General features: G+C 39.9%; 23 protein-coding genes. 15 read left to right on the forward strand and 8 right to left on the reverse strand.

Going from position 1 to position 24753, the window contains the following annotated elements:
• Window positions 1-57: 57 nt before the first annotated feature.
• Window positions 58-597, reverse strand: coding sequence for a TonB-dependent receptor plug domain-containing protein (locus tag AAEY57_RS03770; RefSeq protein ID WP_350606427.1), 540 nt, complete (start codon window positions 595-597; stop codon window positions 58-60).
• Between the two features lie 977 nt (window positions 598-1574).
• On the opposite strand from AAEY57_RS03770, the gene AAEY57_RS03775 reads away from it, so the two are divergent.
• From AAEY57_RS03775 to AAEY57_RS03785, 3 genes are all read left to right on the forward strand, one after another.
• Window positions 1575-2225 carry a YidC/Oxa1 family membrane protein insertase gene (locus AAEY57_RS03775; protein ID WP_350606430.1) on the forward strand — a complete coding sequence of 217 codons (651 nt, stop codon included), beginning with the start codon at window positions 1575-1577 and terminating at the stop codon, window positions 2223-2225.
• A gap of 101 nt (window positions 2226-2326) precedes the next feature.
• Entirely contained in the window at window positions 2327-2752 is a 426-nt protein-coding gene (locus AAEY57_RS03780; RefSeq protein ID WP_350606431.1) for a GNAT family N-acetyltransferase, read from the forward strand.
• 152 nt (window positions 2753-2904) lie between these two features.
• Window positions 2905-3117, forward strand: a complete 213-nt coding sequence (locus tag AAEY57_RS03785) for a DUF3955 domain-containing protein (protein WP_350606506.1) — start codon at window positions 2905-2907, stop codon at window positions 3115-3117.
• 9 nt (window positions 3118-3126) lie between these two features.
• Here AAEY57_RS03785 and AAEY57_RS03790 read toward each other — a convergent pair whose 3' ends face one another.
• Window positions 3127-3759, reverse strand: coding sequence for a trimeric intracellular cation channel family protein (locus tag AAEY57_RS03790; RefSeq protein WP_350606434.1), 633 nt, complete (start codon window positions 3757-3759; stop codon window positions 3127-3129).
• A 285-nt stretch (window positions 3760-4044) separates the two neighbouring features.
• Complete coding sequence (locus AAEY57_RS03795) at window positions 4045-5061, reverse strand: LacI family DNA-binding transcriptional regulator (protein WP_013464820.1); 1017 nt, start codon at window positions 5059-5061, stop codon at window positions 4045-4047.
• A 291-nt stretch (window positions 5062-5352) separates the two neighbouring features.
• Here AAEY57_RS03795 and glk point away from each other — a divergent pair, with 291 nt between their 5' ends.
• The 6 genes from glk (at window position 5353) to AAEY57_RS03825 (ending at window position 12510) form a co-directional block, all read left to right on the forward strand.
• Window positions 5353-6351, forward strand: a complete 999-nt coding sequence (gene glk, locus AAEY57_RS03800; protein ID WP_350606436.1) for a glucokinase — start codon at window positions 5353-5355, stop codon at window positions 6349-6351.
• A 29-nt stretch (window positions 6352-6380) separates the two neighbouring features.
• Window positions 6381-7394, forward strand: coding sequence for a LacI family DNA-binding transcriptional regulator (locus tag AAEY57_RS03805; protein ID WP_010389842.1), 1014 nt, complete (start codon window positions 6381-6383; stop codon window positions 7392-7394).
• Between the two features lie 338 nt (window positions 7395-7732).
• A complete protein-coding gene (edd, locus tag AAEY57_RS03810) occupies window positions 7733-9583 on the forward strand; it encodes a phosphogluconate dehydratase (protein WP_128583640.1) in 1851 nt (616 codons plus the stop codon).
• Between the two features lie 33 nt (window positions 9584-9616).
• Window positions 9617-10249: a bifunctional 4-hydroxy-2-oxoglutarate aldolase/2-dehydro-3-deoxy-phosphogluconate aldolase gene (gene eda / locus AAEY57_RS03815; RefSeq protein WP_350606439.1), complete on the forward strand. Its 633-nt coding sequence runs from the start codon at window positions 9617-9619 to the stop codon at window positions 10247-10249.
• Window positions 10246-11250, forward strand: a complete 1005-nt coding sequence (gene gap, locus AAEY57_RS03820; protein WP_076921018.1) for a type I glyceraldehyde-3-phosphate dehydrogenase — start codon at window positions 10246-10248, stop codon at window positions 11248-11250. The genes eda and gap overlap by 4 nt, the downstream gene beginning before the upstream one ends.
• Before the next feature lie 135 nt (window positions 11251-11385).
• Entirely contained in the window at window positions 11386-12510 is a 1125-nt protein-coding gene (locus AAEY57_RS03825) for a sterol desaturase family protein (protein WP_128583596.1), read from the forward strand.
• Window positions 12511-12555: 45 nt separating this feature from the next.
• Here AAEY57_RS03825 and AAEY57_RS03830 read toward each other — a convergent pair whose 3' ends face one another.
• The 4 genes from AAEY57_RS03830 to AAEY57_RS03845 all read right to left on the reverse strand — a co-directional run bounded on the left by AAEY57_RS03830 (window position 12556) and on the right by AAEY57_RS03845 (window position 18884).
• The gene (locus AAEY57_RS03830) at window positions 12556-13833 is read right to left on the reverse strand and encodes a protein kinase (protein ID WP_128583595.1); all 1278 of its coding nucleotides are present in this window, start codon (window positions 13831-13833) and stop codon (window positions 12556-12558) included.
• 73 nt (window positions 13834-13906) lie between these two features.
• Window positions 13907-14620, reverse strand: a complete 714-nt coding sequence (locus tag AAEY57_RS03835; protein WP_128583594.1) for a YebC/PmpR family DNA-binding transcriptional regulator — start codon at window positions 14618-14620, stop codon at window positions 13907-13909.
• 199 nt (window positions 14621-14819) lie between these two features.
• On the reverse strand, window positions 14820-16898 hold the full coding sequence (locus tag AAEY57_RS03840; RefSeq protein WP_350606443.1) for a M13 family metallopeptidase: 2079 nt from the start codon (window positions 16896-16898) through the stop codon (window positions 14820-14822).
• A gap of 195 nt (window positions 16899-17093) precedes the next feature.
• On the reverse strand, window positions 17094-18884 hold the full coding sequence (locus AAEY57_RS03845) for an ABCB family ABC transporter ATP-binding protein/permease (protein ID WP_028835312.1): 1791 nt from the start codon (window positions 18882-18884) through the stop codon (window positions 17094-17096).
• A 113-nt stretch (window positions 18885-18997) separates the two neighbouring features.
• On the opposite strand from AAEY57_RS03845, the gene AAEY57_RS03850 reads away from it, so the two are divergent.
• The 6 genes from AAEY57_RS03850 to AAEY57_RS03875 all read left to right on the forward strand — a co-directional run bounded on the left by AAEY57_RS03850 (window position 18998) and on the right by AAEY57_RS03875 (window position 24205).
• The gene (locus AAEY57_RS03850) at window positions 18998-19459 is read left to right on the forward strand and encodes a hypothetical protein (RefSeq protein ID WP_350606445.1); all 462 of its coding nucleotides are present in this window, start codon (window positions 18998-19000) and stop codon (window positions 19457-19459) included.
• 94 nt (window positions 19460-19553) lie between these two features.
• Window positions 19554-21392, forward strand: a complete 1839-nt coding sequence (secD, locus tag AAEY57_RS03855; protein WP_350606448.1) for a protein translocase subunit SecD — start codon at window positions 19554-19556, stop codon at window positions 21390-21392.
• Window positions 21385-22314 carry a protein translocase subunit SecF gene (secF, locus tag AAEY57_RS03860; RefSeq protein ID WP_350606449.1) on the forward strand — a complete coding sequence of 310 codons (930 nt, stop codon included), beginning with the start codon at window positions 21385-21387 and terminating at the stop codon, window positions 22312-22314. Before secD ends, secF begins: the two co-directional genes overlap by 8 nt.
• Window positions 22315-22579: 265 nt before the next feature.
• Window positions 22580-23056: a GreA/GreB family elongation factor gene (locus AAEY57_RS03865; protein ID WP_013464833.1), complete on the forward strand. Its 477-nt coding sequence runs from the start codon at window positions 22580-22582 to the stop codon at window positions 23054-23056.
• Window positions 23057-23160: 104 nt separating this feature from the next.
• A complete protein-coding gene (locus AAEY57_RS03870) occupies window positions 23161-23709 on the forward strand; it encodes a dienelactone hydrolase family protein (protein WP_350606452.1) in 549 nt (182 codons plus the stop codon).
• Between the two features lie 154 nt (window positions 23710-23863).
• Complete coding sequence (locus tag AAEY57_RS03875; protein ID WP_350606454.1) at window positions 23864-24205, forward strand: hypothetical protein; 342 nt, start codon at window positions 23864-23866, stop codon at window positions 24203-24205.
• Window positions 24206-24352: 147 nt separating this feature from the next.
• Here AAEY57_RS03875 and AAEY57_RS03880 read toward each other — a convergent pair whose 3' ends face one another.
• The gene (locus AAEY57_RS03880; RefSeq protein ID WP_350606456.1) at window positions 24353-24688 is read right to left on the reverse strand and encodes a zinc ribbon domain-containing protein YjdM; all 336 of its coding nucleotides are present in this window, start codon (window positions 24686-24688) and stop codon (window positions 24353-24355) included.
• Window positions 24689-24753: the final 65 nt, after the last annotated feature.

Raw genomic sequence — 24753 nt, forward strand, 5'->3', positions numbered from 1 at the left:
AAAAGAAAATGGCAGGGCTAGACGATGATTATCGCTCAACCCTGTTAGAATCTGGGATTAAAATGCGCTAGCCGTGGCTACGGCATCAGAACCATATACAGTAGAGGCGCCGTCAAATAAGTTTTCAACTCGTTCAACCATAACGCCTGGTATTAAATTTAGATCAGGTGATGTTGGAGCACCACCCACACCAGCAGGAGCCATACGACGTCCGTTAATTAAAACGAGAGTTCTTTCAGCACCTAAGCCACGAAAACCTATAGTTGCGGCACCTGGACCATTGTCTAATACAAACCCGCCGAATGTGTTATCAATTTGCGTACCTGCTGCTTGGCTAGTTGATTGTAACATTGAGCCCGCATCAAACAGTCCCATTTCACGCGATAAATCACCGTTTATGATTTGAATTGGAGATGCATTAGAAAACTCAGCTTTTCTTATTCGTGAACCAGTTACTACAATTCTTTCTGGCGCTTCTTCTTCTAATTCTACGTCAGATTTTTTTTCATCTTGCGCAAACACGCTGGGTGCTATTGCAACAGAACCAAGCAATAAAGAATATCTTATTGCATTTGATAAGGTTTTGGTTTTAAACATATTGAATTTCCCTAAGTATTGTTTTTATATTTTTCAAGTTTACATTTTATTAATGAAGCCAAAAACTAATTTACAATTAATAAACATTTATGTAAACGTTTTTTTATTAACATATGTCCCTATTATTACAATAGTGAAATATTATTTTTTACAGGGTTGTAATTATGTTGCTAGTTAATTAGTGGGGCATATTGAAATGCTTAAAAGTTATATATTAAATGCTCTCAGTTTTAATCTAAGCAATTTTTCAAGAATTTAATTTTTACAAAACTCAAAATGTACAGTTTTAAACGATTAATTACGGTTAAGGCTTTAAATTTTAGTTAATAAACCGAAGGCAAAGATTAGTAATTTTATGCTTTTGAGTCAATTGATTGCATTAAAGAGCCTCAGATGAAAGAAGTACTTTGTGATTTCTTAAGAAGAATAGTTAAAATACAATTAAGTAGCCCTCATTTTGTTTGATAGGCACTTGATTTTGGATCAAGCTATAAATCAATATTTACAACTTAACAGAGCTAGTCGAAAAGCTTAGATTTTAATGTTAACTCACAAAGTTGATTTACTTATTACTATGGAAGGGGGGAAGTTAGATACATAGCAACATTACATTATGTAGCTCACCAATTTAATTTCTGTACTACGTACAACGATGTAAAACATTTGACGTGTAAAGTACTAAATTATAAGTCTCAAATTAACAAGTCATAACACAACACTTAAAACATCATTATTAAAATACTTTAAATGTTTAACCGAAGACAAATAAAATCTTTGCACCTTAAAGTCAGCAGGTGTTTATAAAGCTTTAGGAGCTGGATTGGCTGATCAATCAGTTCTCAAACTTATAAAAAATAGTCTTATTGTATAAATACTATTGAAGACTCCATCAGTAGAAAAATAGTTATCAACAAATATCTTGACATAATATGTCGCGGTGGTTACTTTTAATACATAATATTAAAAGGAAAACTAAAATGGAAATTTGGAATTTATTTACTGATTTTATTGTGCAATCAATCACCTTTTTTACCCAAGAAGTGGGCGTAAGCCAAGCGGCTGCTATTATTTTGTTTACCGTTATTGGACGATTAGTTTTAATGCCGATTAACCTTGTCGCTATGGCTAATATGGTTAGAAATAAAAAAGCAATTGCTGCACTAAAACCTGAGCTAGATAGCATAAAAAACAAATATAAAGATCAACCCAGTCAAATAGCCCAATCGACAATGGCGCTATATAAAAAGCACAACATTAAATTTATTGATAAAAAGAGTGTGTTTAATATGGCAGGTCAAGGGGTGTTTGGCTTTGGTACGTTTCAAGCTCTTCAACAAATCGTATTTAATAGTAAATTTGCTTGGATTGCGAGCATAGCAAAACCCGATATTGCACTTGCATTGTTAGTCGGTTTAATGACTTGTTTTTCTATGGCGATGATGCCAGGAAGTGCTGAGCAAACCAGTACCTTATTATTTATTATTCCTGCTGTAATTTGTGTTGTCACTTTAATAAACTTTCCCTCTGCTATTGGCTTATATTGGGCAACATCAAGTGGTACAAGCTTATTGCAATCTTTACTGCTTAATAAATACTTTAAAAATAAAACAGCCTGTAAAACTATTTAGTTTTAACATATGAAAATGATATTTTGTTTTTAAATCAAATTGTTTAATAAGCGTAATCTAAATAATATACTCGAAATTTGAGCCGCTTCTAATGGATGTTTATGACAATTACTTATCAGCCCACAGCCAATTTAATGGCATCGGCATTGTTAACCTACACCAACATGCGCACACACTATGAGCATTACGGCGTTGATTGGCAGCAACATAAAATATATGAACAAATAGTAGACCTTGAAAATTGGGATATTTTGTTAAATGGCGATGTAGTGGGTGTAATGCGTTTAGCCTTTGATGAAAGTGGCTGTTACATTCGTGATTTACAAATAGATGCAGCATTTCAAAATAAAGGTATTGGCGGTGCTGCAATTAATGAATGCGAGCGTTTGGCAGTGATTGAAGGTGTTGAGAAAATTAGGTTGCGTGTTTTTAAAATGAGTCCTGCGTACCCGCTTTATGCTCGAACGGGATTTATTATAGATAAAGAAGACGACCGATTTTACTATATGTCTAAATGCATCGCTTAACAGCTAATAGCCCCGATGTCATGCGTATGCAAGGGTAACTTAATACCCTGTTCAGTCACTCTCAATTATTGTGTGATGATACAAAGATAAAACACTATTTTATATGGGTCACCACGGGTCATACTATGCACTTACTTACTAATAAAACATTGATGCTTGGTTTTTGCTTTTTACTGACAGGCGCTATTTTTATGCTTGTAGAGAATAGTTATTATCAATACGTTGATAATAACGGTGTATTGCATGAAAGCTTATTTTTGCCTTTGAGTATACTGTGTTTTGCTTTGGGGTTATTTTTTGTGGCCAGTTTATTAGCCCGCAAAGTAATAGGGCTCTTTAAAAGCGCTAGGGCAGAGGAGAATTAACCCCTGCCTTTATTGCTCATTTTTCAAATTAGCTGTTTCTAACAAACTAAATGTAGGCAAACGACATTTAAAGCGTACCGATGCCATTCGAATTAAATAACCTACCACTAAACTTGCAACCACGCTGATATTGTCATCAATGTTGTAGTGGTGCAGTGCTAAGTATAAACAAGCAACAATAAGCGCTACACTTGCGTAAAGTTCATGGTGTAATACCAGTGGTGCTTGGCGACAAATTAAATCACGCAATAATCCACCAAATACGCCGGTAACTATAGCAGCGACCGCACAAATACCATAGTGCAAACCCATATTAAGCCCAACTTGGCAGCCAATAATACTAAATGCGGCAAGCCCTAAGGCATCTAAACGCATAAATATGCCTTTAAATTTAACCACCCATTTTGCTAGCCAAGTTGTAACAATACCCGCCACGCATGTGATCAGTAAATATTCAGGATGCTTTACCCACGTTAACGGGTAATTGCCAAGTAAAATATCGCGTACGCTGCCACCCCCAATCGCTGTGGCACTGGCTACTAGCATAACCCCAAACCAATCCATGTTTCTGCGCCCAGCGCTGAGTGCACCGGTCATGGCTTCTGCTGTAATTCCGATGATGTAAACAATAGTGAGTAGCATGAAATAGTCACTTAAACTTTTAAGAGCAAAAATTAAAGTGCGATTGTAGAGATAAAATAGTGCATTGACGAGTGAAAAATCACATTAAAAACAGCCACTTTCGGATTAAAAAAACTAATGTTATAGCAAGGTGTGAATAGGCTGTTAATCTAAAGAACACTTTTGGTTTGCTGGTAAAAACAGCAAGGACAAATGACTGTAATTAAGCCAATAAAGCCCAAATAAATATAAGGGTAAGAGGAGGGGGATTTAGCTACTTTTTAAAGGGTGGCCTCACGCAATGAGTTAACTTGAGCCACGCGCAATTAAACGCGGTGGCAGCAGGGTACTTTGTACTTGCTCACCACGAATTAATTTAAGTAAGTTTTCAACTAACATTTGCCCCGCTATAGTGGTGTTTTGCTCTATGGTTGTGAGCGGAGGATTAATGTAACTGGCAATAGAAATATTATCAAAGCCGATTACGGCTACATCTTTTGGCACGTTAATATTGGCTTCTTTTAGCGCGCGTATTGCGCCTATGGCAATCAAATCGCTGGCAGCAAAAAGTGCATTAAAAGTAATGTTATTAGCAATTAAAGAGCGAGTTGCATGGTAGCCAGATTCTTCGGTAGAAATTGCATTGGCAATTTTACGATCATTTAAGGTGACACCGTTTTGCTGCAGTTCGTCTTTAAAGCCATTAAAACGGGCAAAAAACTCAGGGCTGTGATCAGATGCATCACCAATAAATGCGCAATCAGTTCGGTTATGCGCCAGTAAATGCTCAGCGGCAAGTTTACCACCGCCATAATTATCGCAACTTATGGTTAAATCAGGGCGGTTATCAACGCTTGCTCCCCAACAAACAAATTTGGTGTTTTGTTCAAGCAAGGTATTAAATTTTGGTTGAAAATCAATGTAGTCGCCATAGCCTAATAAAATGATGCCATCTGCTCGGTGGCTGTCTTCGTAGTCTGCTTGCCAATCAGCGCTGGCCGACTGAAATGAAACAAGTAGATCATAACCTTCTTTTGCGCAGGCACGGGTAATACTGCCCAGCATGGCTAAAAAAAACGGGTTGATTTGTGATTCATCTGAGGTCGGGTCTTCAAACAACAGCAATGCTAGGGTACTGCTTTGTTGAGTGCGAAGGTTACTGGCGTTTTTGTCTACTTTGTAATTAAGTTTTTTAGCAATATCGTGAACACGTCTTCGTGTTTCGTCATTTACAAGTGGACTATTTCGTAAAGCACGGGAAACTGTAGATTGAGACACCCCAGCATAATGGGCTATATCAAACGAGGTGGCTTTACCTTTCATCACGATTACTTACTTAAGAGGACAATAAGGGGATATTCTCGTTTATTAGTGATTTTTTTCAAGCTTATTTGTCAATAAAGGCATTTTTTTATTGATTTTTTCATGACACCGGTGTCACAATAAGGGCGTTTTATCATTTTGTTGTCAAAACGTATTAGCTACCTTTATTATTAAAGGTAGCATTTTTTTACAGTGATAGCTGCTTTGAGGTGATAGCTCAAAGTAAATAAGTATCAATGATACCCCATTAAAATAATAAGTACTCATTACTTAAACAAAAGAGATAACACTATGGGTTTACACTCTAGCACACACTTTGATCCTATTCTGGTTGCCGATATTGGCGGTACAAATGCTCGTTTTGCGTTGATCACTGGGTTCGACGAATCAAGTAATCAATTTACCATTGAGCATAATCATACTTTTCCCAGTGCTAACTATGGATCGCTCGAAAGTGCTACCGAGTACTTCTTATCAACAGTGTCTCATATAACCCCTAAACGCGCATGCCTTGCAGTAGCAGGCCCTATAAATGCAGGGCAAGTTCATTTAACTAATTTAGGTTGGCACTTTAGCGTTAATGATTTTAAACACCACTTTGGCCTTGCTCAATTAAGCGTTATAAATGACTTTGCTGCTTTTGCCTACGCAGCACCGTATTTAGACCCTTCTCAAAACGTAACCGTTAAACCTGGCCAAGCAGACGACACAGCAAATATTGGTGTAATGGGCCCAGGTACAGGCTTTGGTGCAGCGTGTTTAGTAAGAACTGCACATTCGTGTGCGGTAATGAGTTCAGAAGGTGGTCATATTTCTCTAGCGGCGGTAAATGAACTTGACGCTCAGCTTATTCAAGCACTTAAGAAAGACCACCCTCATGTATCGGTAGAAACGGTGTTTTCTGGCCCAGGCATTGCTCATTTGTACAAAGCAATGGCTGCAGTTAAAGGGGTGGCTGCAAAGAATTTAGACGCTGCACAAATTAGTAGCTTAGCCAACAGCGGTGAATGTGAAGTATGTGAGGCAACGCTTAATCAGTTTTGTGATTGGATTGGCAGTGTAGCAGGCGACTTAGCGCTTGCTTATGGTGCTCTTGGTGGCCTTTATATTGGCGGTGGCATATTACCAAGAATGCAGGCTCGTTTACTGGAAAGCCGCTTCATTGAGCGCTTTTCACAAAAGGGCATAATGTCGCAATATACAGGTCAAATTCCGGTCACATTAGTAACACAAGACAACATTCCTTTAATTGGTGCTGCCGCGTGTTTGCATACGAGTCAACAGGTTTAATTACGTTGCATACATTTGGAAATAAATAGATGAAAAAAGTCACTATAAATAGCGTTGCTAGTTATGCCGGTGTATCTAAAAAAACGGTATCGCGCGTACTGAATAACGAACCAAATGTGAGCGCGGCTACCCGCGAGAAAGTATTAGCGGTATTTAAAGAGCTTGATTACACACCTAATCCTATAGCTCGAGGGCTTGCACAAAACCGTAGTTTTATTATTGGTTGTTTATACGATAACCCAAGTAAAAGTTATATTACTCGAGTGCAAACAGGCGCATTAGCTGCTTGCCAAGAAAACAACTATAACTTGCTGATTCACCCTTGTGAGCTCAGAGGTGATGCACTTATTAATAATATAGAGCAGCTATTACAGTCATCACGCCTTGATGGTTTAGTACTTACGCCACCATTTTGTGATTTTTCAGAACTGGTTGACTTTTTAAAGTCGAAAAAGATTCCTTATGCTCGAGTGGCTTCTGCTATTTTAGAAGATGACTCTATTTCTGTTACCAGTAATGACGAGCAGGGCGCATTTGAAATTACCGAACATTTAATAAACCTAGGGCATACGTCTATCGCGTTTATTAAAGGTCACCCAGATCACAGTGCTACACAGCAGCGTTTTAAAGGCTACAGGCGCGCATTAGCAAGCCATGGTATTGAATTTAATGAACGCTTAGTTGAAGAGGGTAACTTTAGTTATCACTCAGGGGTAGACAGTGCGCGTAGTATTTTAGATTTATCGCCACGACCTACTGCTGTATTTGCATCGAATGATTACATGGCAGCCGCCGTGCTTAAATTAGCCACACAGCGTAACTTGCGTGTACCAGATGATATTTCTATCGCTGGGTTTGATAATGCACCAATAGCGCGTCATATTTGGCCTGGGCTAACGACTATAGCTCAACCCGTAGAAGAAATGACCAAACAAGCTGTTACCCAGTTAATTACCCATATTATTGAGCCGCAAGAGTCGCCTTATAAGGTGATTTTAGAAGCAAAATTAATCACGCGAGAGTCAACCGCAGCCGTAAAATAAAACCGCTTTTTCACAGTAGCCCGAGTATGAGTGACGCTTACTCGGGCTTTTTTTATCTGCATTTTTAACCTTCATTAGTTGCCGCTAATATTTCACTAAAAATTCACGTTTATTTATTGCACATGTTAAAAAAAATGACTATTTTTATTACTCAGGGTTGACACCGGTGTCATTGTCGTGCGTTAATACCCTGACACCGGTGTCAGGGTTGTTGTGAGAGGCTCCCTGGTAGCGTACCTTTGAACGGGTAAGTCAAAGATGCTCAGTACAGTTATTTTCGTGGAGTCTATAATTGTTACTGAGCCTTTATCCTCTAACGAATAGAGATGAGTAAAATTATGTTGCACCCTCGAATTCAAGAAGTCACAGAACGCGTTATTGAGCGCAGTAAACAAACCCGTCAAGCCTATTTAGATCGTATTTCGCACGCAAAAAAACAAACAAGAGTTCGTGCTGGTTTAGGCTGTGGCAATATTGCCCATGTTATGGCTGCGTGCAGCAGCGATGACAAAGCGCGTTTAAAAGCAGATGAGGTGCCAAACCTTGCAATTATCAATTCATATAACGACATGTTATCTGCGCATGTGCCTTACAAAGAATACCCAGATTTAATTAAAAGCATTGCCACTAAATTTGACGCGACCGCGCAAGTTGCTGGCGGTGTACCTGCGATGTGTGATGGTGTTACGCAAGGGCGTGATGGCATGGAGCTATCGCTTTTTTCTCGTGACGTTATTGCTATGTCTACTGCGGTTTCGTTATCGCATGACGTGTTTGATGGTGTGTTTTGTTTAGGCGTATGTGACAAAATCGTCCCAGGCCTATTAATTGGTGCTTTATCATTTGGTCACTTACCTGTGTATTTTTTACCAGCAGGGCCAATGCAGTCAGGTATTCCAAACAAAGACAAAGCACGTGTTCGTCAAAAGTTTGCACAAGGACTGGTATCTCGTGAAGAGCTACTAGAAGCTGAAAGCGCTTCTTACCACAGTGCGGGTACCTGTACGTTTTATGGTACCGCTAACTCAAATCAAATGCTGATGGAAATAATGGGCTTACACTTACCAGGTAGCTCGTTTATTAATCCATACACAGAATTGCGTGATGGCTTAACGGGTAATGCAGTTGAAACCATGCTCAAGCAACTCACAGAAAACAAAGATGGTCCGTGTTTAGCAGATGTAATCAGCGAAAAAACCATTATTAATGGCCTCGTTGGTTTGCTATCAACTGGTGGCTCAACCAATCATGCAATCCACATTGTGGCGATTGCAAAAGCGGCTGGTATTCAGGTTACTTGGAAAGACATGTCTGATTTATCAGCGGTTGTACCATTACTGACGCGTATTTACCCTAATGGCTCAGCAGATGTGAACCATTTCCAAGCAGCCGGTGGTATGGGCTTCTTAATGCGTGAATTAGCCAGTGCTGGCTACCTACATACAGACGTAACCACTATTTTAGGCGAAGGCCTTGCACCTTACATGTGTGAGCCACTACTCGATAAAGACGACAACTTAATTATGAGTGATGCGAATGGCCCAAGTAAAGTTAAATGGGTCGCGTGTCCAGAAAACTCACATGATGAAGAAGTACTTCGTCCAGTAAGTAACCCATTTAGTAAGCAAGGTGGTTTACAGCTACTAACGGGTAACTTAGGTAAAGCGGTTATTAAAGTTTCTGCGGTTGCAGAGTCTCATCAAGTGGTGTCGGCACCGGCTAAAGTATTTAGCTCACAAGGTGAGTTACAAGATGCCTACAGCCGTGGCGAACTTAACCAAGATTTTATTGCTGTACTTAAAGAGCAAGGGCCAAAAGCCAAAGGCATGCCTGAGCTTCATAAGCTCACACCGGTAATGGCAACATTACAAGATCAGGGCTTTAAAGTGGCTATTGTTACCGACGGTCGTATGTCGGGCGCATCAGGCAAAGTACCAGCGGCAATCCATTTAGCACCTGAAGCGGTTGAAGGTGGGATTATTGCTAAAATTCATGAAGGCGATATTGTTACTCTAGATGCGCCAAATGGTATTTTAAAACTGCATGTTAGCGATGAAGAACTTGCACAGCGAGAGCCGCAAATTAGCCAAGCAAGCCAAACATTTGGTACAGGTCGTGAATTATTTACTGGATTTAGAAATATCGTAAGCAGTGCCGATTTAGGTGCAAGTGCTTTTGGACTTGAATAATAATTAGCCATGTTGGGTAATGAGGAACAAGTAATGAGTATTGAAAAAATCTTAGCATCGGCACCGGTTGTGCCAGTGGTGGTAATCGAAAAACTAGAAGATGCCGCACCACTTGCAAGAGCGTTGTACAACGGTGGCTTAAAAGCACTTGAAATTACACTACGTACACCAATTGCTGCACAAGCTGTAAAGTTAATGAAAGCTGAAGTACCAGAGGCTTATGTAGGCACTGGTACTGTGGTTGATAAAGCAAGCTTTAACGCATCAGTAGAAGCGGGTGCTGACTTTATGGTGAGCCCAGGTGTTAGCGATGAGTTATTAGCGCTGGCAAAAGAGTCAAGTATTCCTTTTTTACCCGGTGCAGCGACCCCAAGCGAAGTGATGAACTTAGCTGCTCATGGTTTTAAGTTCTTAAAGTTTTTTCCTGCAGAAGCTGCAGGCGGTGCTGCCATGCTTAAATCTATTGGCGGCCCATTACCTGATATTACTTTTTGTCCAACCGGTGGCATTAGTTTAGCAACCGCACCTGATTACTTAGCACTTAACAATGTTATTTGTGTAGGTGGTACGTGGATGTTAGATAAGCAACTTATTGAAAATAAAGACTGGCAAGCTATTGAAACGCTTGCTCGCCAAGCATGTGAAGTTAATAGGAGTCAAAAATGATTAAGGTAGCAATTAATGGCTACGGCCGAATTGGCCGTAATGTATTACGTGCACTGTATGAATCAGCGCAAAATAATGAAATTAAAATTGTGGCTATTAACGATTTAGCCCCAGCCAATGTAAATGCTCATCTGACTCAGTTTGACTCAGTACATGGTCGTTTTTCACAGCAAGTAACACTTAAAGACAACACTATGTTAATTGGCGATGATGTGATCACGCTAACGCAAGAGCGTGACCCTGCTAATTTACCGTGGAAAGAACTAAACGTTGATATCGTACTTGAATGTACAGGGTTATTTACTTCTCGCGAAGCAGCTAATAAGCATATTGAAGCGGGCGCGAAAAAAGTAGTGGTTTCGGCTCCTGGTACAGATATGGATGCAACGGTAGTTCATGGTGTAAACAGCGATGTAATTAATGCCGATAGCAATATCATCTCAAACGCGTCGTGTACAACCAATTGTTTAGCGCCTGTTGCTAAAGCAATTAACGATACAGTAGGAATTGAACAAGGTAGCATGACTACTATTCATGCTTACACCAACGATCAAAATTTATCTGACGTATACCACCCAGATTTATACCGCGCGCGCAGTGCAACTCAATCTATGATCCCAACTAAAACGGGCGCTGCAAAAGCGGTTGGTTTAGTATTGCCTGAGCTGGCAGGTAAATTAGATGGCATGGCGGTACGTGTACCTACAATTAATGTGTCGTTAGTTGATTTAACGTTTATTGCTAAACGTGACACAAGCATTGAAGAAATTAACCAAGTGGTTAAAGCAGCCTCAGAAGGGCCAATGAAAGGTATTTTAGAGTACAACGAGCTGCCGCTTGTTTCTATCGACTTTAATCATAATCCAGCCTCATCTATTTTTGATGCAACGCAAACACGTGCTGATGGTAAATTAGTTAAAGTAATGGCGTGGTACGACAACGAATGGGGTTTCTCAAACCGCATGTTAGATCAAGTTAAAGCGCTGGGTGCTTATTTATAATTTTTCCGTGTAGTTAAATTTTACTTTATCCAGCCAAGCCACGCACTGCGTGGCTTTTTTTGTGTTTTAGTTAGCCCAAAGTTTGCTAGAATATGCGCACTAGAATAGGGACTGCATATTATATTAAGGGAAATAATGCTAAAACACGTCACTAAAAAAATATTTCGTACTAGCCATCTGCAAATCGGTGAGGGTAATATCAGCGGTTATATTGCTTGCTTTTTGGCAATATTAAGTTGCTTAGGAGTGCTTGCATTCCACTTTCCGGAATATTTAACGACTCCAGAATTGCGTAAAAGTTATAGCGTTGAGTTTTTACGTCAACTTATGTTTGTAGCTCTTATTATTTCAGGAAGCCTGGGTTTACTTAATTTTGTACGAAATACGAATAAGCGTTTGGGTGCCACTGCGTGGTTTTTTATTATACTGGCCATTAGCTTTGGTGGCCCGAATGTTGAAGTGAATGACTTTGCAGATAACACTCCTTATATTGGCTTAGATTGGTTTATATTAGACTTACTAGGCTCTACCTTAATTTTTATTTTAATTGAAAAACTGCTTCCGCATCGAAAAGAGCAAAAAATACTTCGTAGTGAATGGCGCGGGGATTTAAACCACTTCTTTGTTAATCACTTAATAGTGGGCTTTGTATTACTGGTTACTAATCATTTTGTTCATTATGGGTTTGGTTGGGCGGTGTCGAGCACACTGCAAGCTTACATAGCGCAAATGCCGTTTATACTTCAGCTATTTTTAATTATTTTGGTGGCTGATTTAATGCAGTATTGGACGCATCGTGCGTATCACGAAGTGCCATTTATGTGGCGATTTCATGGTGTGCATCACAGTGCCAAAGAAATGGATTGGTTAGCAGGCTCTCGTCAGCATATTTTAGAAATACTGATCACCCGTAGTTTAGTGTTAACCCCTATATTTGTGCTGGGGTTTTCACAGCAAATAATCAGCTTATATGTAATTATTGTTGGTTTTCAAGCGGTATTTAATCATGCTAACGTGAATGTAAAATTTGGGTGGTTAAAGTATTTTATGGTTACACCGCAGTTTCATCATTGGCATCACGCATCCGATAAAGCCGCAATTGATAGAAATTATGCAGCCCATTTTTCGTTTTTAGATTACTTGTTTGGCTCTGCAGTAAAAGGGCAAGCAGAGTGGCCTAAAGAATATGGGGTTGTGGGTGATTACATGCCTGTAGGTATGCTAAAGCAACAAATTTACCCGTTTAAAAAACAAAAATAGTGTTCATTCTAGCTTGCGGCCATAATATTAATGGCCGCATAACCACTATAAAAAGTCAGCTAATGCGCTAAGTGTTGGCCGCTGTGCGATATTTTCGCTCATGCATTGCTGCGCAATATGTTTTAAGTGCATGACTTCAGCGCTTTGCTCTTGGCAGGTTGTGAGTAAATCCTCGATTAAACACCCCAAAGCACGCACTTCTATTAACTGCATTTGTTGACGTTGATAGTCACTGAGCATAGTAAGATCAGTGGCTGCGCCAAAGTCCCCAAACAGCACACGCGCGTGCGGGTCAACCATGGTATTGTGCGCATATATATCACCATGGCTTATATTGTGCTGGTGCAAGTGGGCCACAGTGCTAACCATTTGCTGCGCTATGGCATAAATTACTTGAGTAGAGTAGTGGCAATCGCTTTCAAATGTATCTCGAGTACAGGTATCAAGGCTCGGCGGTAAACCAAGATTTGTAAAGCTTGTATCAATTAACTCCATCACTAAACCAAGCTGTTGCTGTTGTTCAATGTAAGCCAGTACTTTAATTAAGTTTGGATGCTCAAGCGCTTGCAAGCAGCAATTAACTTCATCCAGCGGATAACCATCGCTTGTAATACTCCCTTTAAATAACTTAACAGCAACCGGCTCTTTATTCGTTGAATAAGCAAGATGGATAATCCCTGATGCGCCTTGGCCTATTACTTTACTGAGCGAGTAGTCACTCAGTGGTTTATTGGCTAAATTTGATTGGGTAAGGCACTGTGATTTATTAAAGCAATTACCTGCAAATGCAAGCCAAGTCAGCTTTGGTAGTTCAAATAGCCAATCATCAATTTGAGTTAACTGATTTGCAGAGAGCCTAATTAGTTCCAGGTTATGGCAGTTTGCCATGCTTATTGGTAGCTCACTGAGCTGATTACCTGCCAATGCCAGCTTTTTAAGCGCAGTGTATTGGCCAAATGTTGCAGGCAGCTTAGCTATTTTATTATCTGTAAGAATAAGCCATTCAATCGCTTTAGGCAGGCAGTGATCTGCAAATTCAGTGATGTAATTACCTTTAAATGCAACCATGATCAAAGCAGGACACTTAGCAAGTATTTTAGGTATATGTTTAAACTGATTAAACGATAAAAACAGTCGTTTTAATTTTGTTAAGCAGGCAAATTCATCAGGTAAATCAGATAAGTTATTATTAGATAAATCCAAGACTTCAAGGGTATCCGCGAGGGTAAAAATTTCCTCTGGAAAGTGGCTTAGCGCTTCAACTAATTGTAGGTGTTTTGCACCATGTAATTGGCCGCTGCGAAGTTGTGAAAGGGTATTCAAAATTAATAATCCATTTTAAAATCAACAAAAAGGCCAACTAAGTTGGCCTTTAAACACGATTAAGCTTTAACGCTTAAAATTGTGCGTTGTGGTACACGTTTTGTACGTCGTCACAATCTTCAAGCATGGCTAAAAAGCGTTCCATCACTTCTACATCTTCGCCTTCAATAGGGGCTTCTACTTGGGGTACAAAGGCAATTAAGTCTTCGTCAAATTCTGTCACACCCATTTCTTCAAGTGCGGTACGCGTATTGTTGTATTCAGTGTGTGGAGCAAATACGGTCACTTTACCGTTTTCTACTTCTACATCGGTTACATCAACGTCAGCCATCATTAGCGCTTCAAGTACGGTTTCATCGTCGTCACCGTCAAATACAAAAATAGCAAGGTGATCAAATAAGTGTGATACCGAGTTTTGTGCGCCAATTTTAGCATTTGCTTTAGTAAAACATACACGTACATCAGCAAAAGTACGTTTGTTGTTGTCGGTTAAACAGTCAACAATAATCATGCAATTACCTGGGCCGTAACCTTCGTAGCGCGTAGCTGCATAGTCTTCACCGCCGCCGCCTTTAGCTTTATCAATGGCGCGTTCAATTACGTGAGCCGGTACTTGGTCTTTTTTAGCGCGTTCAATTAAACGACGCAGTGCTAGGTTACCGTCTGGATCAATACCGCCGTTTTTAGCACAAATATAAATTTCTTTACCGTATTTTGAATAAACTTTAGTTTTAGCACCCGCAGTTTTAGCCATTGAATCTTTTTTGTTTTGGTAAGCTCTTCCCATCTGCGTTTCGCCTTAATATGTATAAATAATTGAAAAAATTTGCAAGCCCATATTCTAAAGGTAAATGCGGGGCAGGGCTAGTAAGTATTGAGATTGATTACTAAGTAACGGGGGGAACAGTTATTATGGATGGAAAATAAAACAACCCGCCGAAGCGGGTTGTTTAATACCTTACAATCAATCAAGGATTGTCAGGGGATTACCAAATACGAACACGTTCGTCTTCTGGTAAGTACAACTCATCACCTGGTTTTACATCAAATGCTTTGTACCAAGCGTCGTGGTTACGAGGAGCTTGTGCTCTAAAGCGACCTGGCGCATGCGTACCGCCACGTAATTGGTTTAACATGCTTTGCTCAGTACGTTTTTCTTTCCATACTTGTGCCCACGCTAAGAAGAAACGTTGATCGCCGGTTACACCATCAATCACAGGGGCTTCTTTACCATTTAGGCTTAGTTTGTAGGCATGATAAGCCATGGCTAGACCACCTACATCACCAATATTTTCACCTAAGCTATTACGGCCATTTACAAAGTTACCTGGAATTGGTTCGTATTTGCTGTACTGAGCCGCCAATTTGTCGGCTTTAGCATCAAAAGCAGCACGGTCTTCGTCAGTCCACCAGTTACGTTGTATGCCGTTAGCATCTGATTTTGATCCTTGGTCATCAAAGCCATGGCCCATTTCGTGGCCAATCACGGCACCAATACCACCGTAGTTCACCGCAGGATCTGCATTTGGATCGAAAAACGGCGGTTGTAATATAGCGGCAGGGAATACAATTTCATTAAATGAGCTATTGTAATAAGCATTTACACGTTGTGGTGTCATGCCCCAACGATTACGGTCGGTTTGCTTAAGCTCTTTTTCAACGCTATCGGCTTGGAAAAACTCACGCATATTTTTTATATTAGCCATTAAATCATTTTTGCTAATGCTTAAGCCTTCGTAAGATTGCCATTCATCTGGGTAACCAATTTTTGGCACAAACGCCGCTAATTTTGCACGCGCATTCACTTTTGTTTCTGCGCCCATCCAATCTAGGTTATCAATACGCTCGCCAAGGGCTGTGCGTAAGTTTTCAACCAGCTCAGACATTTGTTGCTTTGATGACTCAGGGAAATAACGATCTACATAAATTTTACCAATCGCAAAGCCTAGTGAACTAGTGCCTGACATTTGGCTGATCGCACGTTTCCAGCGCGGACGAGGCTCCTGCTGACCATTTAACTCTTTACCAAAGAAAGCAAAGCTGGTGTTAAATATGTCTTCTGACAACAGCCCAGCGTTACCATTAATTGCATGGTATGTTAGGTAGTCTTTCCATACGCTTATATCTTCGTTGTTGATTAAATCAATCATGGCCTTTACAGGTTCAGGCTGCGACACGTTTAGCTGCGGTACTTTGTAACCTGTTTGCGCAAAGTATAAATCCCAATTAAATCCTGGGTACTGGGTACTTAACTCGTCGCGTTTTATTTGGTTTAACGTTATGTCACGATTACGGCGTTTTTCACGTGGCCAATGACCTTCTGCAATTTTTGTCTCTAGCGCTAAAATTGCTTGTGCACGTTCAGTGGTATTTTCAACACCAGCAAATTTAAGCATGTCGGCAATATGTGCAACATACGCTTCACGAGTTTTTACAAAACGCTCTGCATCTTCAAGGTAATATGAACGATCAGGTAAGCCTAAACCACCAGCACCTAACGACATTTCGTATTTATTAGGATCTAAGCGGTTAAACCACATACCACCACCAAGAGGGGCGCTGACACCTGTGAGCCATGACTGGCCAAAGATTTTTGCTAAGTCATCAGTTGAGGCAACTGCGTTAATATCGTTAAGCAATGGCTTAATGGGAGTCACACCGAGCTTATTAAGCGTGTCGGTATCCATGTACGAATTATAAAAGTCAGCAACTAATTGCTCTTCTGCATTCAAATTTTCACGCGCTGCAATGTCTTCAATAATTTCTTTTACGCGGTCTTCACTTCGCTCAGCTAACGCAGAAAACGCACCGTAGCGTGTTTTATCTGCTGGCATTTCGTAATTGTCGTACCATGAACCGCTGGCATACATAAAAAAGTCATCGCCTGGTTTTACTGCTTCATTGCGGGCAGTTAAATCAACCCCAAATGTGCCTAATTCAGCTTGCTCAGTTGCTTGTGGTTTTTCAGCGACTGCTGCGACTTGCTCAGTTTTTGTAGTTTGTGGCTCTGAACAGCCGGTAATAAATGTAGCGGCGAGTGCCGCTGCAATTAAACTTTTTTTCATTACTTTCCCCTATGAATTCACGTTATTTAATTCGTTATATTTTTGTTATAAAAATAGCTATTTGATTGTATTGATAACTTCACTGCAAACAAACCTTTTGAGGTGAATAACCGTACCGGTCGATAAGATGAATAAAATACTATCGAAAATAGCAAAAAACACTCAACTACTTCAATCGTTCTTGAGCGGCTTAGTTTATTGCGCCTTTGACTGCTTTTGCTGTAATGCCCACATACGGGCATATTCACCGTTTTGATTTAGTAGTTCTTGGTGTTTGCCTTGTTCAATAATTTCACCAGCTTTTAAAACAATAATTGAGTCTGCATCGGTTATGGTCGAAAGTCGGTGTGCAATAACAATACTGGTGTGATCATTTGCCACTTCACGCATTGCTTTTAAAATAGCTTGCTCTGCATGAGAGTCGAGCGCAGAGGTTGCTTCATCAAAGATTAAGATGGGTGATTGCTTTAAAATAGCACGGGCAATGGCAATCCGTTGTTTTTCACCCCCTGAGACTTTTAACCCACGCTCACCCACGAGGGTTTTATCGCCTTTGTCTAAGCTATTTATAAAGTCGGTTAAGTGCGCCATGTTAATTGCTTTATTTATTTCATCTTCAGTTGCTGAGGGTCTGCCATAGGCAATATTCTCACGGATGGTGCTATTAAACAGCACAGTATCTTGGGGGACTATCGCAATGGCTTTACGCAAGCTTGCAAGAGTAACTGTATTAATTGCTTGTTTATCTATGCTAATAGTGCCTGATGACAGCTCATAAAAGCGATACAGTAATCGGGCTAATGAGCTTTTTCCTGCACCACTTGCACCCACAATCGCGACTTTTGAGCCGGCAGCAACATTAAAGCTAATGCTTTTTAAAATAGGCCTTTTACTGTCGTAGTGAAAGCTTACTTTATCAAAGCTAATTTCACCTTGTTTAATGACCAATTCTTTAGCCTCATGAGCATCCGCCACTTTAGGTTGTGTATTAAGCAGGCCGAGCATGTTTTCAAGGTCGGTGAGGGCACGGCGTATTTCGCGATACACAAACCCTAAAAAGTTGAGCGGTAAAAAGAGTTGAATCATATACGCATTGATCATCACCAGTTCACCAATCGTTAACTCGCCCGTGACAACTTCGCTTGCGCCAAGCCACATTAATGCGGTTATTGCACAGGCAATTATGAGTGCTTGCCCTGAATTTAGCGCCAGTAACGAGAGTCTGTTTTTTAATCGTGCTTGTTCCCAGGTTGCTAAAAACGTATCGTAAGTTTTAGCTTCATACTCTTCGTTATTAAAGTATTTAACGGTTTCGTAATTTAATAAGCTGTCGATGGCGCGGGTGTTACTTTGGTTGTCGGCAGCATTTGACTCGCGAATAAAGCGGTTTCGCCATTGGGTAACCGTCACCGTAAAAAAGATATAAATAGCCACAGCAAGTAGGGTGATCAGCGCAAACCAAATAGAAAACAAGGTGCCAAAAATAATCGCCACGGTCATTATTTCAAACAACGTGGGCACAATATTAAACATTAAAAAGCGCATTAAAAAGCTCAAACCACTGGTGCCGCGCTCTATATCTCGACTTATACCGCCAGTTTGCCTGTCTAAATGAAAGGCTAAATCTAACGAGTGCAAATGTTTAAATACTTTAAGGCCAATATCACGCATGGCATGCTCGGTGACTCGAGAAAATACAGCATCGCGTACTTCACCTAAAAACACGCTGGCAAATCGCAGTGCGCCGTACATAACGAGTAATAAGGTTGGGACGAGGAGTAGCGGGTTAATTGATTTATCAACCGCATCAATTATTTCTTTTAAAGCCCATGGCATGAGCAATGTCGCGCCTTTAGCACCGACTAGCGCTAATATGGCAATCAGCACACGGCCTTTAAATTTAGTGATATAAGGCCAAAGAGTTTGAATGCTTTGTTTTAAATTCATAGCGTCGGGGCGTTTTACTGAACTTTGTCTGGAGCGCATCGAGGATCTCAGTATTTGTTTTTATATAAATGAATTAGCTTAATGTTGGCTATTGTATTTTAATTAGCTGCCCTTATATACTAGCTATCCTTTATTTTAGTTTTAAATGACAGATGTTTAAATTTCGCGTTTTTTTAGCTACTTGCTTGTTTTTTGCTGCACTCTTTAGTGTGCAAAGCCATGCTATGGGTGTAAAACACGAATTAAACAGTAACCAAAGCAGTTATAGCCATGTTGTTAATGTCGAAAACTTAACTAACGCTCCCACACCGTTAAAGTCGCTAGGTAATTTACAGCATAAAAACTCAAAGCATTCTGAGTTTGCTGCGCATCAACCTAGGCTAACAGCCAATAACTCATTTTTATTTCTACATAGTGCGCAGGGGGATCCTGAATACGATGTAGTGCATGAGTTTTTTGCCCTAAATGGCTGTAGGCATATTTTTTTGCGACCGCAAGCAGTTACTATAAGTCAGCCTTGGTATACTAGGGTATTTAAATGTAAAAAGTCGCGCTTGAGCGGCTGGAAAGACGCTAACCTGTTATACACCGCTGTAACTACCTATCACGCTTAAAGTTCCTTATTTAATTTAATTGGTTTTAACGCTTTGCGTTTTGACCTGTCTAATAAGTACGTTACTGGATTGTGTCCGGTAATAAGGAACAACGATGTTAAGTTTTAAAAAACAAAAAAAGCCATTTATGGCTAAATTTAAATTAAGCTATGTAGCCATGTTGGTTGTATTGGTTTTACTGGCAATAAGCGCCTTACCTAATTTATACCCGAATAAATCGTGGTTGCATATTAGTGCCGCTCCTGAGGTTAAAACACAAGCAATACCAAGTACTGAAAACATAGTACGCTTTTTAAATAGCCAAGGTTTTGAGGTCAGCCAAGGGGTACAAAACCAAGCAAATATTAATGTACTTTTAAATACGCCTACACATAGTGCGCAGGCTCAAGCGGCTTTAAAATCAAACTTTCCAAACACACAGGTTAAAATTGTTGAACATGCAACCAGCCCTATTTGGTTACAAAAGTTTGGCTTATCGCCCATAAAGCTGGGTCTTGATTTAAACGGCGGGGTATTGTTTGTACTTGATGTTGATTTAGAAAAAGCGGTTGATGAGCAATTACTCAGTGCATATCAACAAACAAAAGCTATTATTGTTAAGCAAAAAGCCTATGGCGTTAAAGCGAAGCAGAGTAATCAGGGCTTTGAAATAAGTGCGCTTGAGAATGCTGGCGAAAAGCTAACCTCAGTTATTAACGATCTTAAAAGCCGCTTTGAAAATCTAACTATAACCACATCAACTCATGGCAACTTACAGGTCGTTAAAGTGAGTTATTCTGAGCAAGGGCGCAGCGCATTTGATAAACAAGTCATGAGCCAAACACTCACTACGCTTCGCTCACGCATTGAAGAGTTAGGAATTACCGAGGCGGTTACACAGCGCCAAGGTAAGCAGCGCATTCGCATTGAGCTACCCGGCGTACAAGATCCAGCCGAGGCAAAACGTATTATTGGTGCTACCGCGTCACTTGGGTTTTATCAACTTAAAGAGATTGGCGGGCAAACATTTAATTTGCAATCGGGTGGGACTATTAAGCTCGACCCTGTGCCTATTTTTACTGGTGAGCATATTAATAATGCCAATATTGGCCGTGATGACTGGGGTAAACCTTTAGTACAACTGAGCCTAGATAGCCAAGGTGGCGATGCTATGTCGGCGTTTTCTAAGGCGAATATAGGCAAGCCGATGGCAACGCTCTATTCAGAGTATTCACAAAATGCTAAAGGTGAAGTGGTTAAAAAAAGCGAAGTCATTAATGTGGCGAATATAGCCCAGCATTTAAGCTCACGCTTTAGTATAACCAATATGCAAAGCCAGCAAGCGGCTGCCGATTTAGCGCTATTACTTCGTGCAGGATCGCTTACTGCGCCAGTGACCATAGTACATGAACAAACTATTGGTCCAAGCCTTGGCCAAGACAACATTAACAATGGGTTGGCGGCGTTAATGTTAGGCATGGGGTTAACGCTTGCCTTTATGGCGCTGTGGTATCGTCGTTTAGGGCTTATTGCAAATGTTGCGTTAGTTTTAAATTTAACGTCTTTAGTGGGGTTAATGTCATTATTACCTGGGGTGGTTTTAACACTTCCTGGTATTGCAGGTTTGGTGCTAACCATAGGAATGGCAGTTGATACTAACGTGATTATATTTGAACGTATAAAAGAAGAGCGCCGCAAAGGACGCCCTCCATATCAAGCGATACAAGAGGGCTATAAACAGGCAGCGAATACGATTTTAGATGCCAATATTACCACGATGATCACAGCGATTATTTTATATGGCATAGGTTATGGCCCTGTAAAAGGCTTTGCTATAACGCTGGCGCTGGGACTTATCACATCGGTATTTACTGGTGTGTATGTATCGAAATATTTAAGCCAAAGCTTATATTTAAAGCTGGGTAAAAAAGCAGGAGTAAACGCGCATGCTTAATTCTTTTTTAAAATGTGAGGCAGGGTCTCGTATACGTTATACAGGCATGCTGATCAGCGCCATATTTGTGTTGTTGTCGGTATTCACCATTGCACAAAAAGGGCTAAACTTTGGCCTTGATTTTACGGGTGGATACTTAACAGAGTTTACCACCAGCCAAGGTGTTGAACTAAAACAGCTTGAGCAATTTATTGCAAAAAATCATCAGGGTGAATTTGAACTAACAGCACAGGGCAATAATCATTTTCAACTAACACAAGGCCCCAATAATACAAGCAATAACGATGACTGGAAAACGGCTATTAGCCAAAACCCAACTATAAATGCTGAGGTTTTATCATCGGCTTATATTGGCTCTCAAGTGGGTGATGAACTATTTGAACAAGGCTGCTTAGCATTATTTGCTGCGATGGTCGCGGTAATGATTTATTTAGCTGTTCGTTTTGAATGGCGTTTGGCATTAGGCTCTGTGGTGGCTTTATTTCATGACTTAGTGCTGGTGGTTGGCTTATTTGCATGGTTACAAATAGAGTTTAACCTAACTGTTTTAGCCAGTTTGTTGGCGATTATTGGCTACTCACTAAATGACTCAATAATAGTTGGAGATAGGGTGCGCGAGCTGTTGCGCATACCAACAAACATCACACTCAAACCAAGCAGTATTATCAACAGTGCTATTAAAAGCACCTTAACTCGTACGCTTATTACCTCCGGGACTACGCTCGCAACGGTGGCCAGTGTTTGGCTGTTAGCAGGGGCTCCGCTTCAGGGATTTGCAATTGCTCTTTTTGCAGGAATAGTCGTAGGCACGTTATCGTCCATTTGTATTGCTGCAACATTACCCGAGCTACTTGGGTTAAGTGCTAAAAACTACGATAAGCAAGTGGATCAGCAAACGCAGACATTAATGGATATGCCATAGGCTTAAATCAGCATTGTTGTTACACAGCAAAGGGATAGTGTTAGGTGTAGCAACAATGCTAATACCAACCTGCATAAATATTTGAATAATTTAACGAATTAAATTCCCCTATAACGTTGTTAAAATTTTTTCATTTAGAACAACTAGATATCAAAAATTTTGCCTAGTTATAGAGCAATTTTCTTATCGTTAAAATAGGTCCCATATCCAAGCAGATTGGTATAAAATGGCAAAATTATTTTTACCGTATTTAGTGAATTTCCAAATGAATAAAGCCCATGTTACAGAGCACCTGCGTTTTGCCTTAGAAGAGCAGCTTAATACTGCGAAAATTGCAGCTCAAACAGCCCACGATACCGCGACCCACGAAGAAAGTATTGCAGAAACTCAATATGATACGCTCGGGCTTGAAGCTGCGTATTTAGCGCAAGGTCACGCTGATCGGGTGAATGAGTGTTATAAAGAAATACAACTATTTGAAGCCATCTACAACGACGTCGTTACAGGCACAATAGCAGTCAGTTCATTGGTGTGTTTAGAAGATGATGCAGGCACACAAAAATGGTTTTATTTAGGCCCTGCAGCTGGTGGATTAACCGTTGATATTAAAGGCACAACTATTCAAGTACTTACCTCTGGTGCACCATTAGGCCAACAGTTATTAGGTAAACAAGTCGATGATGAAGTTAGTTTAACACTCGGTGATGTAAAACATAGTTACGATGTGGTTAAAGTGCTTTGAATGTAGTATTTATTTGTCTCTTACGCTGAGACGCAGCATCTCGTAGGCCTCTTTGTTAAATAATTGCCTGAAACTTATAGAATAAAATTAGAGATGAGCCGTTTATGAACTTAGTTTTGGTTAGTGATATATTTGGTAAAACAGCGGCTTTAAAAGCATTAGCTGAAGAACTAAACGCTCAGTCTATTGTCGATCCCTATGGCGGGGTGGATTTGGCATTTTACAATGAACAGCAGGCCTATGAGTATTTTAGTCAGCATATTGGCCTTGATGAGTATGTCGCTATTTTACAAAAAGCGATTAAACCACTCGCTGGTAACATCATATTGATTGGTTTTAGTGTTGGCGCATCGGCAATTTGGTCAATGTCTTCACATCCGGCGATTAAAACGATAGCTAAGGGCATTTGTTTTTACAGCTCGCAAATTAGGCACCATACTGAGCTAAACCCGGCATTTGAAATAGAGTTAATTTTTCCTCACTATGAGCAACATTTTGATGTGAAAGCACTTCAGGCTAAGTTGGCAACAAAGCCTAATGTTTCCGCTAAGTGTGTTGATTATTTGCATGGTTTTATGAACCCGCATTCGAATAATTTTAATCAACGCGCTTACGATGAAACATTAACTGTGTTATCTAATAAGCTAATATAATAAACTAGTTAAGGAGTGTTTATAACTCGATGTTAGCCGGTTTCACTCAATCACAACTAAGGCATTTATAGCGTGAACTTATAAGATTTGCTTGAGTCTGATAATCATTAACGGATAAGCAGTTAAATAAAGGACATAAATTTAAGGGAATATTATGGAGATAGGGATTTTTACCGTCACAATTACGGGTGTTTTACTCACGGCTTTAATTATAAAGTACTTAACTTTTAGGCCTGAGCGTGTTTTTTCTGATATTGGAGAAAACGTTCTACTTTGCAAAAAACCTCACTGGTTCAATAATAATAAAAGTAGAATGCAGCTTATTCCTAAAGGGGCGATAATTAAAATACAGCTAGCGTCAAATACCGTTACTTTATTTTGTAAAAGTGGCAATGTTATTGATATACCAGTGCCAAACTCAAAGTTTACTGCCGATGTTTTGCAAAGCGCAAAAACACACTTTGACAAAGCAGAAGTCGTAATATTAGACAACTAACACACCACTATGAGAACTGAATATAGATTTTAAATTTTTAAAAGTAGCTGAAAATCAATCAGTTAAAGTGGATGTCAGTTTGTTAATGTAATAAAACGCCAAGATTACACTGGTTATTGCTGTATTTAATTGTTTATCTCAATGGGTTTAGGCTTTTTTAACAAATTTAGCCGTCACCATCATTTCACCTATGCCATCTACTTTACAGTCAAGCTCATGATCTTTTTTATCAAGTACACGTCTTACTAAGGCCTTGGTGCCAATTTTAATAACTTGTGAGCTACCTTTAATTTTTAAATCTTTAGCTACGGTTACTTTGTCGCCATCAGCAAGTAAAGTGCCGTTTGCGTCTTTCACTAAAATAGCGTCTTCGTCATTAGTAACATTCGGGTTCCACTCATAGGCACATTCTGGACAAATAAGCAGCTGTTGGTCTTCGTAAACGTATTCACATTGGCATCTAGGACAAGCGGGAAGAGACATGATGATCACTTTTAGTATTAAATTTTGGCTATTTTAAAACACAAATTAGCAATAAAAAAGTTCAT

It is taken from the genome of Pseudoalteromonas sp. MER144-MNA-CIBAN-0113 (genome assembly GCF_040308965.1).
GTDB classification, from domain to species: domain Bacteria; phylum Pseudomonadota; class Gammaproteobacteria; order Enterobacterales; family Alteromonadaceae; genus Pseudoalteromonas; species Pseudoalteromonas tetraodonis.